The organism is Achromobacter sp. ACM05, from assembly GCF_019218915.1.
GTDB lineage: Bacteria > Pseudomonadota > Gammaproteobacteria > Burkholderiales > Burkholderiaceae_B > Achromobacter > Achromobacter animicus.
The window spans coordinates 1-14,345 of record NZ_JAHUWQ010000001.1 but is presented as its reverse complement, the minus strand read 5'-3'; the positions used below and the strand labels follow the sequence as shown (position 1 = coordinate 14,345).

The window sequence follows — 14,345 nt, the reverse complement described above, 5'->3', positions numbered from 1 at the left end:
GATCTGCCAACGCCGCCCAAGCGGCAAGGCCCCGCCCGATCATCCTGACGGGTGCGGCGCTGACAGATCCAGACCGTCCACCCCGGGCGGGCCCACTGGAGATATCTGCAATGAAAACCCTGGTCATCCTTTCCTCGATTCTCGGCGAACGTTCCAACAGCAAGCAATTGGCCGATCACCTGATCGCCCGCATCAAGGCGTCGAACCCGGCCTCGGCCATCAAGGTTCGCGACATCGGCGCGCAACCCATTCCTTATTTCGACGGCAACACCGCTGGCGCCCTGTTCACGCCCGCTGAATCGCGCTCGGTCGAGCAACAGCGTCTGGTCGAACTGAGCGACTCGCTAGTCGCCGAAGTGATGGAAGCCGATCGCATCGTCTTCGCCGTGCCCGTGTACAACTTCAACCTGCCGGCGCAGTTCAAGTCCTACCTGGATCACCTGGCGCGCGCCGGCGTCACGTTCCGTTATACGTCGGAAGGCGTGCCCGAGGGGCTCGTCAAGGGTAAACAGGTGCTCGTGCTGACCGCGCGCGGTGGCAAGGCGGAAGGCACGCCGTCCGACACGATGACGCCTTACCTGCGCCAGATGCTGGCGTTCCTGGGAATGACCGAAGTCACCTTCATCGCCGCGGAAGGCATGGCCATGGGCGAAGTGGCCGCGCTGGAAGGACTGGCCCTGGCCAAGCAACGCATCGACGCGCTGCTGCCGGCTGCCAGCGAAGCCTCGCTCGCCGCCTGACCCGGCGGCGCTGCCGGATCAAACAAAAAGGCGAGCCGGAAGGCTCGCCTTTTGCATTGGGCCAGGACGGCTGGCTTAGTCGCGCAGACGCTTGATGAGGCTGGACGTGTCCCAGCGTCCGCCGCCCAGTTTCTGGACGTCGCCGTAGAACTGATCCACCAGCGCGGTCAACGGCAGGCGCGCGCCGTTGTTGCGCGCCTCCGCCAGCACCAGGCCCAGATCCTTGCGCATCCAGTCCACCGCGAAACCGAAGTCGAACTTGTCGTCGACCATGGTGCCGCCGCGGTTCTCCATCTGCCAGCTCTGCGCCGCGCCCTTGCTGATCACGTCCAGCACCTGCTTCATGTCCAGCTCGGCCGCCTGGCCGAATGCGATCGCTTCCGACAGGCCCTGCACAATGCCGGCGATGCAGATCTGGTTGACCATCTTGGCAAGCTGGCCGGCGCCCGGGGGGCCGACCAGCGTGACCGCGCGGCCAAAGCACTGCGCGACGGGCTGGATGGCGTCAAACACCGCCTGCTCGCCGCCGCACATGACTGTCAGCACGCCGTTGACGGCGCCTGCCTGACCGCCCGAGACGGGGGCGTCCACGAAGTTCAGGCCCAGCTCCTTGGCTTTCGCGTGCAGTTCGCGCGCCACGTCGGCGGAAGCCGTGGTGTGGTCGACGAACACGGCGCCCGGCGCCATGCCGGCGAACGCGCCGTCAGGACCCAGCACGACGCTGCGCAGGTCGTCGTCATTGCCCACGCAGGCAAAGACGATCTGCGCGCCGGCAACGGCTTCGCGCGGGGTGGCCGCGCTATGGCCGCCAAACTCGGCGACCCAGGCCTGTGCCTTCGCGGGTGTCCGGTTGTAGACAGTGACGTCATGCCCGGCGCGGGCCAGGTGACCGGCCATGGGCAAGCCCATCACGCCCAATCCGAGGAAAGCGACTTTCTGGGCTACGGCTGCGTCGTAGCTCTTGGTACCGATCGTTGCCATGCAATGGACTCCGCTGAATAAGGGTAGGTCTGTTTCAGGACACTAACCTTAACGCAATCAAAAGCCGGCGGCGAGTCCATCTCTGCGGCTATCGCTGGCGCTGACGTAGCCGTCCACGGCCGGGTCGCCCAGCCGCCAGATGAATTGCCCCGATCCAAAGTCCATGTACGGATCGTCCATGCCCTGCAGCACATGGCCGCGCTCGCGCAGCCCCTGCGCAAGGGCAGGGGACACCGTCGGCTCCAGGTCCACCTCCAGGCCCTGGTTCCACTTCCAGCGCGGCGCATCGCACGCGGCCTGCGGCTGCTGGCGGTAGTCCAGCATGCGCACCAGCGCCTGCATCTGGCCCTGCGGCTGCATGTTGCCGCCCATGACGCCAAAGCTCATCACCGGCGCGCCATCACGCATCAGAAAGCCCGGAATGATCGTGTGGAACGGCCGCTTGCCGCCCGCGACCACGTTGGCGTGTTCGGGATCGGCGCTGAAGCAATGGCCACGGTTCTGCAGGCTGACGCCCGTGCCCGGCACCACGACGCCGGATCCGAATCCCATGTAGTTCGATTGGATGAAGCTGACCATCATGCCGTTGCGGTCGGCGGCGGTCAGGTAGACCGTGCCGCCTTGCGGCGCGTGGCCGGTCGCGAAAGTCTGCGCGTGTCGCGGATCGATCAGTCGCGCGCGCTCGGCCAGGTAGTCGGCCCGCAGCATCTCTTCGGGGGCGACCCGCATGTGGCGCTCGTCGGCCACGTGCGCATAGACGTCGGCAAACGCCAGCTTCATCGCTTCGATCAGCAGATGCTGCGTCTCAGGATGATCGATCGGACGCGCCGCCAGATCGAAGTTCTGCAGGATGCCCAGCGCAATCAGCGCCGCGATGCCCTGGCCGTTGGGCGGAATCTGATGCAGCGTATGGCCGCGGTACGCCTGGCTGATCGGCGTGACCCACTCTGGGGTGTAGTCGCTCAGATCTTTCAGCGTCAGGGCCGCGTCGTGCGCTTGCGCGTGTGCCACCAGCTTGTGAGCGGTCTCGCCTTCGTAGAAGTCGCGCCCGCTGGTTGCAGCAATGCGCTTGAGCGTCGATGCCGCGCCTTGCAGCACGAAATGTTCGCCGATGTGCGGCGCACGGCCGCGCGGCAGGAAGTGGTCGGCAAAGCCGGGCTGCGGTTGCAGCACGTCAGCCTGCGCGGTCCACTTCTGATGCACCATCGGTGTGATCGCAAAGCCGCGTTCGGCGTATTCGATGGCGGGCGCCAGGATGTCGGCGAAAGACAGGCGGCCCAGCTTTTCGTGCAACGCCGCCCAGCCGGCCACGCAACCCGGGACGGTCACGCTGTCCCAACCCCTCGCCGGCACCGCGCCCTGATGCTTGCGCCGGAAGTAGTCCACGTTCCAGGCGGCAGGCGCCGGTCCGGAAGCGTTAAGTCCATGCAGCTTGGCGCCGTCCCAGATGATGGCAAAGCAATCCGAACCCAAACCGTTGCTGACGGGTTCGACCATCGCCAGGGTTGCCGCCGCGGCAATGGCCGCGTCCACGGCATTGCCGCCTTGCGCCAGGATGCGCAGGCCGGCCTGCGCAGCCAGTGGCTGGGAGGTGGCGACGACGTTGCGGGCAAAGACGGGCGTGCGGGTACTCGTATACGGATTCTTCCAGTCGAAATTCATGTCGAATCATCGCGTGGGGTAAACCCGTAGCTTAACGTAGATGAAATCGGCTATGTACGATTTGTTGCTGTAGGTAATTTTCAGTAGTCTTCAGCCGGATGGCGCAGGCGCGCCCAAATGAAAAACCCCGGGACGGGCCCGGGGTTTTGAAGGTCAGCGCCGCGGCAGGGCGGCGGCTGTGCCTTAATCTTCTTCGACGAAGGTTTCTTCGCGCTTCTTGCGGATGGCCGGCAGGGCCACCAGGATCACCAGGAACACGGCGACGGCCAGCAGGGTAGCCGACAGCGGACGCGTCACGAAGGTGGAGAAGTCGCCGCGCGACAGCAGCAGGGCACGGCGGAAGTTTTCTTCCATCATGGGACCCAGCACCAGGCCCAGCAGCAGCGGGGCGCCTTCGCACTTCAGCTTCGACCACACATACCCGATGATGCCGAACATGGCCGTGGTGAAGATGTCGAACGGGTTGTAGTTAAGTGAATACACACCGATCGTGCAGAACACCAGAATCGCCGGGAACAGGATGCGGTACGGCACCTTGAGCAGCTTGACCCACAGGCCGATCAGCGGCAGGTTCAGCACCACCAGCATCAGGTTGCCGATCCACATCGAGGCGATCAGGCCCCAGAACAGCTCCGGGTGGCTCGTCATGACTTGCGGGCCGGGCTGAATGTTGTGGATCGTCATGGCGCCCACCATCAGCGCCATCACGGCGTTGCCGGGGATACCAAGCGTCAGCAGCGGAATGAACGAGGTCTGAGCTGCAGCGTTGTTCGCCGATTCCGGACCTGCCAGGCCGGCCGGGTGGCCCTTGCCGAAGCGTTGCGGATTCTTCGAGATCTTCTTTTCCAGCGTGTAGGACGCGAACGAGGACAACACCGCGCCACCACCCGGCAGGATACCCAGGGCCGAACCCAGCGCCGTGCCACGCAGCACGGCGGGAGCGGCTTCCTTGAATTCCTGCTTGTTCGGATACAGCGTGCCGATCTTGTCGGTGATGTCGACGCGGTTTTCCTTCTGCTCGAGGTTGGTCATGATTTCGGCAAAGCCGAACACGCCCATGGCCACGATGGCGAAGTCGATGCCGTCTTGCAGTTCCGGCACGCCGAAGTCGAAGCGGGCAACACCCGAGTTGACGTCGGTACCGACCATGCCGAGCAGCAGGCCCAGGATGATCATCGCGATTGCCTTGGGCAGCGAGCCCGAGGCCAGCACCACGGCGCCGACCAGGCCCAGGCACATCAGCGAGAAGTATTCGGCAGGACCGAACTTGAACGCGACTTCAGCCAGGGGAGGCGCAAAGGCAGCCAGCAGCAGCGTGGCAACGCAACCGGCAAAGAACGAACCCAGCGCGGCAATTGCCAGCGCGGCGCCCGCCCGGCCGTTGCGGGCCATCTGGTGACCGTCCAGCACGGTCACCACCGCGGACGTTTCTCCTGGCAACGCCACAAGAATCGCCGTCGTGGAGCCGCCGTACTGGGCGCCGTAGTAAATACCCGCCAGCATGATCAGGCCGGCCACCGGGGGCAGCACGTACGTGATCGGCAGCAGCATTGCGATGGTCGGAACGGGGCCGATGCCCGGCAGCACGCCGATCAGCGTCCCCAGAATGCAGCCCAGCAGTGCGTAAAGCAGGTTCTCGGGCGTGAACGCCACCGAGAAACCCATCATCAGGTTGTCAAACAATTCCATGACCGGTTGCTCCTCAGTTCATGCCCAGAAACGACGGCCACAGCGGGAAAATCAGCCCCAGCCCCTTGATGAATGCCAGGTACGTGAACACCACCAGGAAGATGCCGTTGGCAACGGCGACCTTGAGGTTGAATTCATGGCTGGCAAGACTGCTGACGACCACCAGCACGAACACCGAGATGTACACGCCCAGCAGCTTGAGGATCACGCCATACAGCACGACGGAGCCCACCACCAGGAAGACGATGCGCCAGTCGAACTTGTCGACGTGAGTTTCATGGGCTTTCTTGGACAGCGAGCCAAGCAGCACGATGGCGCCAAGCAATGCGAGAACAATGCCTAGCCAGAAAGGAAAGTACCCTGGGCCCATTCGGGCAGCAGTACCCATTTGGTAGCTGCTGGCCTGCCAGGCGAATCCCAGTCCGAGAGCGATGAACATCACCCCCGACCAGAAATCCTGTCGATTGCGTAGCTGCATGATTGGTTGGCTCCTGTTTACAGCATGTAGATAAAAGAGGTTTGTAGCCGGATGGACGCTCGCCGAAAGGCGAGTGACAGGCACAAAAAAGGCACTTCGGGGTGCCATTAATTATTCTGAAAGCGACGTCGTGGTTTCTTGAAAGGCCGAATGGTAATGGACGCCCGCCACGCTGCAAACCCTGTAAGGTCTGTGAAAGGCTGGGGTTTTCCCTAGAATTGGGGAACTCCCGATCCCCGTTTGTAACGCGGTCAGAAGTTTGAGGGCTTTTTGAAAGCTAAGTGAAAGTTTATAGAAAGATTCACGAAAGCCGGATCGGCCGGATGCGGCAATTTCGACGGATGGGGACTTTTCTTGGCAGGCAAGAGCCGGTAACCTTCGCGCGCCAAAACCCAACCGTATTTCCTACTGAATATTGCCGGGTTTCTCACCTTGCGTGAAGAGGCCCGGTCCAACCCAGGATGGTTTACGATAGCGCCCATGCTGCAAGATCTAGACCAACTCGCCGCCCGAATCGGGCAACTGGTGCAACGCACCCGCCAACTCCACGCCGAGCGTGACGCGTTGCGTCTCCGCCTGAACGACTTCGAAGCCGAGCAGCGTGTGCTCAAGCAGCGCGCTGCTGATCGCGAGGCCGAGGTCGTCACGCTGCAAAGCAAGCTTCAAGATAACGACGGCGCCGTCTCGGCCATGCTCGAGGACGCCAAGCGGGCAGAAGCCGCGCTGCGCGAGCAACTCGCTCGCGAAACCGCCGAACGCCAAGCGCTCGAATCGCGCTTCGCCGCCCGCGAAAGCGAACTGCAGGGCAACCTGCAATCGCGCGACACAGAACTACAGCGCTTGCGTGTGGCCGCCGCTTCGGCCCGCGAGCGCATCGACGCCGTCCTGGCCCGCTTGCCGGGTGCGCCGTCCGGAGAGCAACACTAAATGGAACGTGTAGACGTATCGATCCTCGGCCGTGAGTATTCACTTGCGTGCTCCGCCGAAGAAAAGCCCACGTTGCTGGCTGCCGTGCGCCATGTCGATCAGCTCATGCTGCGCATCCAGGGCACGGGCAAGGTTTCCAGCAACGAACGCATCGCTGTGATGGCTGCATTGCAGATCGCTGGCGAGCTGCTTGCAATGAAAGCGCCGGACGGTCCGCTGGGCGGTTTGGCGGTCGGCGACTTCAAGCGTAGAATTGAGGACATGAACGCAGTACTCGATGACGCCTTGTCGGGTCAGGAAAAACTGCTCTAACGTTCATAAGCTGCATTCAAGATTTTCAAGTTTGTCCCTGCCGTGTTCGTGACTAGGCCATACATTCTCTGAACCTATGTCTTTTTGGCATATTGGTTGCGGGAGTGCAGAGCTGGAGTGATTGTCTCTTGCAGACGAACCCGATGCTCTTCGGAACGCGACCACCTTGAACCTCAGGGTTCGAGATGCCGGCCTTGACGGCACAGGCGGGGCATCTATCCCAGCGGACCTGCCATGGAGCAGGTCCGCGTCGGGTGCCTCTCGGCAATTCCCCTTCGTCCTCCCACATAGGACCAGTCCATGTTCAAACATCCCGTTTTTTCGCTCACCAGGCTTGGTGCGGCGTGCGCAGCCGTGGCCGCCATCGCTGTGGCCCAACCCGTTTTTGCTCAGGCTCAGGCGCCCGCACCGGCGGCCGCTGCCGAGTCCGCCGCGAACCGTTCGCCGGAGCTGACCTTGCAAGCGATGGCGTCGTCCGAGGTCAAGCAGGACACCGTCCGCATCGCCCTGTCCGCCGAAGTCGAAGCGCCGGATCAGCCGACCGCCGGCCAGAAGCTGACCGCTGCGCTGGAAGACGTGGTCAAGCGCGCGCGCGACACCAAGGACGTGGAAGTGCGCACCAGCAACTTCAACGTCTGGCCCAACATGAACAACAAGGGAAAGATCGCCTCGTGGCGCGGCCAGGGCGAGATCGTGCTGGAATCCAAGGACTTCGCGGCTGCCGCGGCCCTGGCGTCCAAGCTTTCCGACAAGACCGCCATTTCCAACATCAGCTTCTCGCTGTCGGATGCCGCGCGTGAAGCCGAAGAGCGCAAGCTTCTCAAAGAAGCGGCGCAGGCCTTCAAAGACCGCGCATTGGCCGCGGCCAACGCGTTCGGTTTCTCCGGCTACCGCCTGTCCAAGCTGGATCTCGGCGGCTCCGGGGCTCCCGCGCCAATGCCGCGCATGATGGGCGCGGCCATGGCGAAGGGCGGTTCCTTCAGCAGCGCCGACGTCAGCGTTCCCCTTGAAGCAGGGAACGTGACGGTCAGCATCGCCGTCAACGGGACGATCGTTTTGCAGTAAGGCTGAACATGATGGCGCCCAAGGCGACCATCGGCAGGGACAGCCACTGTCCCATGCTCAATCCACCCGCGAGCAGACCCAGGAAGTTGTCGGGCTCGCGGGTGAACTCCACCAGGAAGCGGAACGTTCCATAACCCATCAGGAACAATCCGCTCACCTGTCCCAGCGGGCGCGGCTTGCTCGAAAACCACCACAGCAGCGCGAACAGCACGATGCCTTCCAGGCCCAGCTCATAGAGTTGCGAGGGATGGCGGGGCAGGCCGTCGCCGCTGTCGGGAAACACCATCGCCCACGGCACATCGGTGGGACGGCCCCACAACTCGCCATTGATGAAGTTGCCCAGCCGGCCGAAACCCAGGCCCAGCGGAATCAACGGCGCGATGAAATCGCTGATTGCAAAGAACGGCAGGCCCTTCTTGCGCGCAAACAGCAGCATCACCAGGATCACGCCGATCAGGCCGCCGTGGAAAGACATGCCGCCCTGCCACAGGTACAGCACTTCCAGCGGATGCGAAAGGTAATAGCCTGGCTTGTAGAACAGCACATATCCCAGCCTTCCCCCCAGCACCACGCCCAGCACGCTATAGAAGATCAGGTCTTCCAGGTCCCGCACGTTCAGCGATGTGGTGTGCCCGCTCTTGATGCGATGCCGGCCCAGCAAATACACGAGCGCGAAGCCCGCCAGGTACATCAGCCCATACCAATGAATGGCGAGCGGCCCGATCTGCAGGGCGATGGGGTCGATTTTTGGATATTCCAGCATGTTCTGCCCGACACAATAAAGTTGAATGATAATAACCGGCGAGCACTGAAGATTCGCATGCCAAGCGAGCCAGCTTCCCCGGGTGCGTTCGCCATGTCCGCGCCCCGACGGCCGACAGGAGACACTGACCATGCCGCACAACGAACGTTCCCGCCACATTACCGAAGGCGTCGCGCGCGCACCCAATCGCGCCATGTACTACGCGCTGGGCTACAAAGAAGCAGATTTCCAGAACCCCATGATCGGCGTGGCCAACGGCCATTCGACGATCACGCCCTGTAATAGCGGCCTGCAACGGCTGGCCGACGCCGCCATCGACGCGATCCGCGCGTCACGCGCCAATCCGCAGGTGTTCGGCACGCCCACCATTTCCGATGGCATGTCCATGGGCACCGAAGGCATGAAGTACTCGCTGGTGTCGCGCGAGGTCATCGCCGACTGCATCGAAACCGCCGCGCAAGGCCAGTGGATGGACGGCGTCGTCGTCATCGGCGGATGCGACAAGAACATGCCCGGCGGCATGATCGCCTTGGCGCGCACCAACGTGCCGGGCATCTATGTTTACGGCGGCACCATCAAGCCAGGCCGCTACAAGGGCAACGATCTCACCATCGTGTCCGTGTTCGAGGCCGTTGGCGAATACACCATGGGCCGCATGCCCGAAGAAGATTTCAAGCAGATCGAGAAATGCGCGATTCCCGGCTCGGGCTCCTGTGGCGGCATGTACACCGCCAATACGATGAGCTCGGCATTCGAAGCCATGGGCATGAGCCTGCCGTATTCCAGCACGATGGCCAACGAAGACGAGGAAAAGGTCACATCGGCCGCCGAGTCCGCGCGTGTGCTGGTCGACGCGGTCAAGCGCAATCTGCGCCCGCGCGACATCATCACGCGCGAAGCCATCGAGAACGCGGTGTCCGTCATCATGGCCACGGGCGGCTCCACCAACGCGGTGCTGCATTTCCTGGCCATCGCGCACGCCGCTGAAGTGCCGTGGACCATCGACGACTTTGAACGCATCCGCCGGCGCGTGCCCGTGCTGTGCGACCTGAAGCCGTCCGGCAAGTACGTGGCTACCGACCTGCATCGTGCCGGCGGCATTCCGCAAGTCATGAAGCTTCTGCTCAACGCGGGCCTGCTGCATGGCGATTGCATCACCATCACGGGCAAGACCATCGCGGAAACGTTGGTCGACGTACCCGACGTGCCGCGCGCGGATCAGGACGTCATCATGCCGATCGATCGCGCGCTCTATCCGCAGGGGCACCTCGCTATCCTGAAGGGAAATCTCTCGCCGGAAGGCTGCGTCGCAAAGATCACTGGGCTGAAGAACCCCGTCATCACGGGACCCGCACGCGTGTTCGATTCCGAAGACGACGCGATGACGGCCATCATGGCGCAGCAGATCCGCGACGGCGACGTCGTCGTCATCCGCTACGAAGGCCCGAAGGGCGGTCCGGGCATGCGTGAGATGCTGGCGCCCACGTCCGCGCTTGTGGGGCAGGGGCTGGGCGAAACCGTGGGTCTCATCACAGACGGCCGTTTTTCCGGCGGCACCTGGGGCATGGTGGTGGGCCACGTCGCGCCCGAAGCGTACGTGGGCGGTCCCATCGCCCTCATCCAGGAAGGCGATTCGGTTACCATCGATGCCCACAAGCTGCTGCTGCAGCTCAACATCAGAGACGAAGAGATGGCGTCTCGTCGCCAGGCCTGGGTCCAGCCCAAGCCGCGTTATACACGCGGTGTGCTTGCCAAGTTCGGCAAGCTCGCCAGCACCGCCAGCCGTGGGGCAGTAACCGATGCGTTTGAAGATTAGTCTGTTGTTGGCCGCGGCCGGCGCCCTGGGCGCTGGCGCGGTGCATGCGCAAACCACTGGCCTGGATCTGGCCAAGAGCAAGGCCTGCATGGCCTGTCATCAGGTGGAAGCCAAACGGGTCGGGCCGCCCTTGAAGAGCGTGGCGGAACGATACGCGGGGCAGGGCGACGCCATGGTGGATTACCTGGCGGGCAAGATCCGCGGCGGTGGCCGCGGCGCCTGGGGCGCGGTGCCCATGCCCGCCCAGACCCACGTCACGCCTGAAGACGCCCGTGCTTTGGCCGAATGGATCTTGTCGCTGGCGCCGGCAAAGCAGTAGCCTTATTCTTATGCCCCGGCACCAAGCCGGGGGCGCCGGCCGCGCGCAGCGGCCGTCTACAGCAAAGGAATCGTCATGGCAGAACAACCATCACCGGGCAATGAAGTCGCCGTACTTGGCGGCGGTTGCTTCTGGTGCGTCGAAGCAGTGTTTGTCGATCTGCGCGGGGTCAAGAGCGTCTTGCCGGGCTACGCGGGCGGACACGTCGACAATCCCAGCTACGAACAGGTCTGCGGCAAGGACACCGGCCACATCGAAGTCGCGCGCATCGAATTCGATCCGGCCGAACTCTCTTACAGCGATCTGCTGCGCGTCTTTTTCGCCACCCACGATCCCACCACCCCGGGTCGCCAGGGCAACGATATCGGCCCGCAGTACGAGTCCGCCATCTTCTGGCAGAACGAGTCGCAGCGCGCTCAGGCCGAAGCCGTCATCGCCGAGGTCGAGGCGCAGAAAGTCTACGATGCGCCCATCGTGACCAAGCTGCTGGCGCCGGCGCATTTCTGGCAGGCCGAGGACTATCACAGCAATTATTTCGCCTTGCATCCCGAGCAAGGCTATTGCCAGTTTGTGATTGCGCCCAAGGTCGCCAAATTCCGTAAGCAATTCCAGGATCGCCTGAAGCGCTGAGCGGCGGCAATCGTTTCGCGTGACTGAAGGCCCCGTACGGCGGAAAGCGTTCCGCCGATCAAAGCGGGGCCTTCTCGCATGTGGGGCTTTTTTCCACGCGTGCTTTTCCCGATGCGTCGCGAGTCAGATTGACGATCGCCCAAAGAAAAACCCCGCTTCGCAGCGGGGTTTTGGGCAAGCTTGGTAGACGCACGCCTGGCGCCCGTCTGCAAGCCTTATTCCACGGTCTTCACAACGCCACGGCGCATCTGGTCCAGCTCGATGGATTCGAACAGGGCTTTGAAGTTGCCCTCACCGAAGCCGTCGTTGCCCTTGCGCTGGATGATCTCAAAGAAGATCGGACCGATCTGGTTTTCGGTGAAGATCTGCAGCAGCAGTCCGCCGTCCGGCGCGCCATCCAGCAGGATCCGGTTCTTCTGCAGGCGATCCACGTCTTCGCCGTGGTTCGGCATGCGGCGATCCAGCAGTTCGTAGTAGGTCTCCGGCGTGTCCAGAAACACGACGCCCGTCTCGCGCAGCGCTTCTACCGTCGCATAGATGTCATCGGTCGCCATGGCGATGTGCTGGATGCCTTCGCCGCGGTACAGATCCAGGTATTCCTGAATCTGGCCTTTCTCGTCGGTGCCTTCCTCGTTGATGGGAATGCGGATATTGCCGCAAGGCGACGTCATCGCCTTGGACTTCACGCCCGTCACCTTGCCTTCGATGTCGAAGTAGCGCACCTCGCGGAAGTTGAACAGGCGCTCGTAGAACTCCGACCATTCGGCCATGCGGCCCTTGTGCACGTTGTGCGTCAGGTGGTCGACCAGCGTCAGGCCCGCGCCGCGCCAGTTGACGTCGGTCTGCGCATTGGCCGGATCCAGCGGAATGAAGTCCACGTCGTAGATGCTGATGTCGCCAATGCCGCCGTGGCCTTCCTTGCCGGCCCAGCGGTCCACCAGATAGATCAGCGAATCGCCAATGCCCTTGATGGCAGGAATGTTCAGTTCCATCGGCCCGCTATGGGAATCAAAGCCCCACGCGCCAAGTTCCAGCGCACGCTTGTAGGCGGCGTTGGCGTCCTGCACCCGAAAGCCAATCGCACAGATCGACGGGCCATGCAGGCGAGCAAATCGTTGAGCGAAGGAATCGGGCTCGGCGTTGATCAGGAAGTTCACGCCGCCTTGGCGGTACAGCGTCACATCCTTGTGGCGATGCTTGGCAATGGCCTTGAAGCCCAGCAACTCAAACACCTTGCGCAGCGCGGCGGGGTCCGGCGCGGCATATTCAATGAACTCGAACCCGGCGGTGCCCATCGGGTTGTCCCAGGGTTGGAAAGCGCTGCTCATAAGTCTGCTCCCTTGCATGTTTTGTGAGGACGACTTGTTCTTCAAGTCTAGACGCAGATTGTAGGTACGAAGACTGGGCAGACAATTGCAAAGATGGCGCGAAAGGCGGTGACTTGAGCAATAATATTGCTCATTTTCGAATCGGAGGGGTTGAAGATGTCCGGAATTGAGCTAGACAGGACAGATCTAAGGATTCTGGCTGAACTGCAGCGCGACGGACGCCTCAGCAATCAGGAGTTGGCGGACCGCGTTTCGCTGTCGCCCAGCCCCTGCCTGCGCCGAGTGCGGCGTCTTGAAGAGCAGGGCTTCATCAAGAAATACGTGGCGCTCATCGACGCGGCCAAGGTGGGCCTCGGGCTGCTCGCGTACGTCAATATCCGCCTGAACAAGCACAGCGGATCCAGTCACGCACCCATGAGCGACTTCGCACGCGACGTCCAGCTCTGGCCGGAAGTCGTCGAGTGCTACGCCATGTCCGGCGACATGGACTATCTGCTTCGCATCCAGGTCGCCGATCTGGCGCACTTCTCGCGCTTCGCCATGGACACCCTCATGCGCCACCCGGCGGTGGTGGACATGCGTTCCTTCTTCGCGCTCCAGCAGATCAAGGAAACGACGGAGCTTCGTATATAGACTCAATGAGCGGGGCGGCTGCCGCCGTCGAAGCCATCCCCGTGCCTTCTATATATATGGAGGCGAGCCCGCACGCTATATATAGATAGGTATCGAAGAATGCCGGCTCAGCGGCGTGCCCGCGACTGCGTCCCCAAAAAGAATCACATTTCTGCAAAATGGGTGTCATGCTGATCGCACACGCCAAATTTCTGTGCTATAGTCTCGCTCCTTCGCTGCTCCAATAGTTTTGAACAGCGAAGCCAAGCAGGTGCAACAGGTTTGTGGGTTTCCCCGGCCTGCCGCAAAGGCAGTCAGAAATGAGGCCAAGCGGTTATTGCAAAGATCGGCGCAAATCAGGCAGAAGCCAGTTGCAAGATCTGCAAAAATTGTGCTATAGTCTTGGGCTTGGCTGGTGATGACGAATCAGGGTTTACCCGAATCGATGTTTCAGCCACCTGTGCGGTAACCAGCCTTCGGGTTTCCCGAAGCCGCTTGAAAGTTGAGCGGGGTTGCAAGATGCGGTGCAAATCAGGCAGAAGCCAGTTGCACAATCTGCAAAAGCTGTGTTATAGTAGAGGGCTTGGCGGTTGCCGAAAAATTAGGGTTTACCCTGACGTTTCGATAGTCGCTAAGCGCTGAGAAATCAGCGCCTCGATTTTGAAGTTAAGTAGTACAGAATTTAGCAGTACAGAATTTAGCAGTGCCGCTCTTTAACAATTAAACAACCGATAAGTGTGGGCGCTTGATGCGAGTGCAGCGGTTTGGGTTTCGGCCTGAATCGCAAGCACAAGAAATCAAGTGCTCACTAGAAGTGAAGTACCTTAGACGTCAAGTTTAAGAACATACCTCACTTCCTTTGAGTAGCGACGTATGACCTGGTTTGGATTTATCCGGACCAAGAATACGAAACAAATACAGAGATTAAACTGAAGAGTTTGATCCTGGCTCAGATTGAACGCTAGCGGGATGCCTTACACATGCAAGTCGAACGGCAGCACGGACTTCGGTCTGGTGGCGAGT

At 61.8% G+C, this 14,345-nt stretch carries 14 protein-coding genes, 1 rRNA gene and 1 other RNA gene; 10 read left to right on the top strand and 6 right to left on the bottom strand.

The annotated features are described in order from the left end of the window. The first annotated feature begins 110 nt into the window (after positions 1-110). Positions 111-740: an FMN-dependent NADH-azoreductase gene (locus tag KW836_RS00080; RefSeq protein ID WP_218342121.1), complete on the top strand. Its 630-nt coding sequence runs from the start codon at positions 111-113 to the stop codon at positions 738-740. A 75-nt stretch (positions 741-815) separates the two neighbouring features. Here the strand turns inward: KW836_RS00080 and KW836_RS00075 are convergent, their stop codons facing one another. From KW836_RS00075 to KW836_RS00060, 4 genes are all read right to left on the bottom strand, one after another. Then, on the bottom strand, positions 816-1,721 hold the full coding sequence (locus tag KW836_RS00075) for an NAD(P)-dependent oxidoreductase (RefSeq protein ID WP_175125340.1): 906 nt from the start codon (positions 1,719-1,721) through the stop codon (positions 816-818). 57 nt (positions 1,722-1,778) lie between these two features. Further along, positions 1,779-3,383, bottom strand: coding sequence for a gamma-glutamyltransferase family protein (locus tag KW836_RS00070; protein ID WP_218342119.1), 1,605 nt, complete (start codon positions 3,381-3,383; stop codon positions 1,779-1,781). Positions 3,384-3,566: 183 nt separating this feature from the next. Beyond that, positions 3,567-5,072, bottom strand: coding sequence for a tripartite tricarboxylate transporter permease (locus tag KW836_RS00065; RefSeq protein ID WP_218342117.1), 1,506 nt, complete (start codon positions 5,070-5,072; stop codon positions 3,567-3,569). A 13-nt stretch (positions 5,073-5,085) separates the two neighbouring features. Further along, positions 5,086-5,550 carry a tripartite tricarboxylate transporter TctB family protein gene (locus tag KW836_RS00060; RefSeq protein ID WP_063956077.1) on the bottom strand — a complete coding sequence of 155 codons (465 nt, stop codon included), beginning with the start codon at positions 5,548-5,550 and terminating at the stop codon, positions 5,086-5,088. A 480-nt stretch (positions 5,551-6,030) separates the two neighbouring features. Here KW836_RS00060 and KW836_RS00055 point away from each other — a divergent pair, with 480 nt between their 5' ends. The 4 genes from KW836_RS00055 (at position 6,031) to KW836_RS00040 (ending at position 7,854) form a co-directional block, all read left to right on the top strand. After that, positions 6,031-6,477 (top strand): hypothetical protein, encoded by a 447-nt coding sequence (locus tag KW836_RS00055; protein WP_175125332.1) that lies wholly within the window; start codon positions 6,031-6,033, stop codon positions 6,475-6,477. Continuing rightward, entirely contained in the window at positions 6,478-6,789 is a 312-nt protein-coding gene (locus KW836_RS00050; RefSeq protein ID WP_076518838.1) for a cell division protein ZapA, read from the top strand. Between the two features lie 31 nt (positions 6,790-6,820). Next, a non-coding RNA gene (gene ssrS, locus KW836_RS00045) (6S RNA) lies at positions 6,821-7,006 on the top strand. An 83-nt stretch (positions 7,007-7,089) separates the two neighbouring features. Next, positions 7,090-7,854, top strand: coding sequence for an SIMPL domain-containing protein (locus tag KW836_RS00040; protein WP_218342115.1), 765 nt, complete (start codon positions 7,090-7,092; stop codon positions 7,852-7,854). Here KW836_RS00040 and lgt read toward each other — a convergent pair. Beyond that, entirely contained in the window at positions 7,829-8,617 is a 789-nt protein-coding gene (gene lgt, locus KW836_RS00035) for a prolipoprotein diacylglyceryl transferase (RefSeq protein ID WP_056327922.1), read from the bottom strand. The two genes, KW836_RS00040 and lgt, sit on opposite strands and share 26 nt — an antisense overlap. A 130-nt stretch (positions 8,618-8,747) precedes the next feature. Between lgt and ilvD the strand changes: the two genes are divergently transcribed. The 3 genes from ilvD to msrA all read left to right on the top strand — a co-directional run bounded on the left by ilvD (position 8,748) and on the right by msrA (position 11,382). Then, positions 8,748-10,433 (top strand): dihydroxy-acid dehydratase, encoded by a 1,686-nt coding sequence (ilvD, locus tag KW836_RS00030; RefSeq protein ID WP_218342113.1) that lies wholly within the window; start codon positions 8,748-8,750, stop codon positions 10,431-10,433. After that, positions 10,417-10,752 carry a c-type cytochrome gene (locus KW836_RS00025; protein ID WP_175125326.1) on the top strand — a complete coding sequence of 112 codons (336 nt, stop codon included), beginning with the start codon at positions 10,417-10,419 and terminating at the stop codon, positions 10,750-10,752. Before ilvD ends, KW836_RS00025 begins: the two co-directional genes overlap by 17 nt. Positions 10,753-10,827: 75 nt before the next feature. Next, on the top strand, positions 10,828-11,382 hold the full coding sequence (msrA, locus tag KW836_RS00020; RefSeq protein ID WP_218342111.1) for a peptide-methionine (S)-S-oxide reductase MsrA: 555 nt from the start codon (positions 10,828-10,830) through the stop codon (positions 11,380-11,382). 215 nt (positions 11,383-11,597) lie between these two features. Here the strand turns inward: msrA and hppD are convergent, their stop codons facing one another. After that, entirely contained in the window at positions 11,598-12,710 is a 1,113-nt protein-coding gene (gene hppD, locus KW836_RS00015; protein ID WP_175186401.1) for a 4-hydroxyphenylpyruvate dioxygenase, read from the bottom strand. A gap of 156 nt (positions 12,711-12,866) precedes the next feature. Here hppD and KW836_RS00010 point away from each other — a divergent pair, with 156 nt between their 5' ends. Continuing rightward, on the top strand, positions 12,867-13,343 hold the full coding sequence (locus KW836_RS00010; protein WP_056566859.1) for an Lrp/AsnC family transcriptional regulator: 477 nt from the start codon (positions 12,867-12,869) through the stop codon (positions 13,341-13,343). Positions 13,344-14,248: 905 nt separating this feature from the next. After that, positions 14,249-14,345, top strand: a 16S ribosomal RNA gene (locus KW836_RS00005); the annotation flags it as partial.